Annotated in this window: 3 protein-coding genes and 1 pseudogene; 2 read left to right on the top strand and 2 right to left on the bottom strand. The window is 44.6% G+C overall.

What is annotated here, in order from left to right; translation table 11 throughout:
- Positions 1 to 269, bottom strand: a pseudogene (locus tag NIES1031_RS25290) (IS630 family transposase); the annotation flags it as partial.
- A complete protein-coding gene (locus NIES1031_RS23090) occupies positions 247 to 816 on the bottom strand; it encodes a helix-turn-helix domain-containing protein (RefSeq protein ID WP_143167859.1) in 570 nt (189 codons plus the stop codon). The pseudogene NIES1031_RS25290 and the gene NIES1031_RS23090, both read right to left, overlap by 23 nt.
- Positions 817 to 1,021: 205 nt before the next feature.
- On the opposite strand from NIES1031_RS23090, the gene NIES1031_RS23085 reads away from it, so the two are divergent.
- Positions 1,022 to 1,417 (top strand): hypothetical protein, encoded by a 396-nt coding sequence (locus NIES1031_RS23085; protein ID WP_073551769.1) that lies wholly within the window; start codon positions 1,022 to 1,024, stop codon positions 1,415 to 1,417.
- 525 nt (positions 1,418 to 1,942) lie between these two features.
- Positions 1,943 to 2,404 (top strand): DUF29 domain-containing protein, encoded by a 462-nt coding sequence (locus NIES1031_RS23075; protein ID WP_073551767.1) that lies wholly within the window; start codon positions 1,943 to 1,945, stop codon positions 2,402 to 2,404.
- Positions 2,405 to 2,537 lie beyond the last annotated feature (133 nt).

Genomic DNA, 2,537 nt, shown 5'->3' with positions numbered 1-2,537 from the left:
TACGATTTGAAACTGTACCACTTTTCGCTTAAATCATTACTCTTTCCGCAACGCCCCAGATTGAGAAAGGCTTGAAAGCAATCTGTATTGAGGTGGGAAAACTCAAAGAAAAAATGCGCTCCGGTTTTCGGTTCCACAATGCTATAGAGGTAGGTTGCCTTGAACTGCCATTGCACCTGCCCCTTAGGTTTGATCCCTTTGGCGGTGAGCTTGCGCCCCCCAAGCGTCTTCAGTCCCAGTCGTGTTTCATTCTTGCAGAAAAACCGCACCGTGCCGTTCCCACCCAGCACCGAGAGCGCAAACAACACCAGCATACTGAGGTTCTCGCTCAGTTTTTTTATAGGCATCCATCCGTGCCGACTGTTCCACACTCACCGGACGCGGCACTTTCGGTGAAGCCTGTAGGCGATAGTGCACCAGTTTGTGCATCGTTTTGTATTTCACCTCAAGCTCCAACTGGGTCTCCAACCAATCACAAATGGCTTGATACCCATCAAACCCCTCAGGCTGTTGCAATCGCTTGTGCAGCACAACTTCTGCCCAGGCTGGCACAACCCGGCGACGACCCGATGGCACCTTGCGCTCTAACATCGCGGCTAATCCACCAGTTCGATAGCGTCGTAACCACTTTTGAACACTCACTCGGTTGCGACCTAACAACTGTGCTGCCTGCTGTACCGTTTCAGCTTGTTTACTTTTGAGCAGATACAGCAGTTGCACTCGTTCTTTACTAGAGGCGGTTTTCTGCTCTCTGAGCAACCGTTTGAGGTCTTCTTCACTCTCGCTAATGTCTAGCTTGTATACTCCTGCCATCATTGGTCGTTGAATCCATTACAAGCTTTATCGCATTTGTAGCTATACTTTAGAGAATTGGTATGAGTTACCTGGAGTTGCTCGTGGTTATGATCTCAAGCTGGCAATCGCTGATATAGGAAGCAATGAGCAAGTTTCTGAGGATTGGATATCGTCTACACCGTTTGTTCTTTCCCGATTTCCTGCTGTTCGTCGCGGTAAACCTCGGATGCTATCAGAGCGTTACCAAAAGGATGGTTCAGAACATCAAGTTCTTCAATATCTGCAATATCTTCCCTGGCTAAACCTTCAGGGAACTCCTACTTACCGAGAGTACAAAGATCATTTAGCGCTCTGTATCGATAGCAAGGTTGCTGTTGTCGCATCTTGTCAAGTATTTCCAGGATTTTGGAAATGGGAATCTGAGTGCCGTCAAGGTAAGAAGGTGGGGCAAGTTGGCTATCAAGTGCGGTTAAAGTTTGCAACTATGGTGGCTGGCTCAATTATCATAGGGTATGCAGCGCACTACAGCTTAGGCGCAATGATTCCTATGCGCGAGTGGGTAGGTGTTTATCAGGGAATCGTTCAGAATAACGATATGCTAATGACTTCAGCGAATTATTAGTGTGTTCTAGATTCGCGCAGAAAGCTGAAACGGTTATATATTAAGGAGTTCAAGTATCTTCTTGTACTTGTGAAACAGTGATGAGTATAATTGTGTTGGCAAATGCGAAGGCATTCGCACACCCGACCCTTAAAAACCTCATACAGAGAAAATTTGAGAGAGCCACTGTAGAAATCCCTTTTATTGAAGGGACTAAATTGAAATACAATATGGATCTTACACAAGTAAAGCGTGAATTAGCTAATAGCAGGATTCACGACCCTTAGAGCTATGTTTAGGCGAACTTGCCGATACTCTCAATACCTCCTGAACTGACATTATCGAGAAGTGGGTAAGAGATAAAGAAGCACCACAAGAAATCATTCTCAAAGCTATCAATCAATTTATCGAAGATAAACGGCAAGAATACGGTAGCAATCCCGCACAAAAGGGAGAATACAAGTATAGTCGCTCGTGGGATTACCTATTGCAATTTAAGTCGCTGATTGAAAATGCCCCGTGGGAATTACTAGGAGAGGAGGAACTATGAGTCCAAATACAAACAAGCTTTACGATACAGATTACGGGCTATGGTTAGCCAGTCAAATTGATAGTCTCAAAAGTCATCAATGGGACAATTTAGACATTGATAATCTGATTGAGGAACTAGAGGGATTGAACCGCAGTAATGAAAACGCATTAGAGAGTTATTTAGTTGTAATTCTCACGCATTTACTCAAATGGGAATATCAACTTAAAGCGCGTAGTCGGAGTTGGCAAGGTTCAATTTTAAATGGTAGAAAACGCATTGCACGATTATGTAAACAACAGCCAAGCCTGAAGTTGCGTGTATCAGACTTAGTACCAGAAGCTTACACCGATGCTATTGAAATAGCGACGCTAGAGACTCGTCTGCCAGCTGATGTGTTCCCCACGAAGTGTTCTTACTCAGCAGATCAAATTCTTGACTTTGAGTTTCTCCCTGCTGATGAGGAGCTACCATACTAACCTTGTATATACACGATGATTTAGTCCAAGTTTAGTAAAATGGGTTTCAGCCTGCGCTACAACCCTTGTTTTTAAGTACAGGAGTTACGCAGTTGGGTTAAGAACGAAACGGGGAGCCGCTAAGTAGACACGA

Origin of the sequence: Chroogloeocystis siderophila 5.2 s.c.1 (genome assembly GCF_001904655.1) — a bacterium.
Classification (GTDB): domain Bacteria; phylum Cyanobacteriota; class Cyanobacteriia; order Cyanobacteriales; family Chroococcidiopsidaceae; genus Chroogloeocystis; species Chroogloeocystis siderophila.
This window is presented reverse-complemented; position numbering and strand designations above follow the sequence as displayed.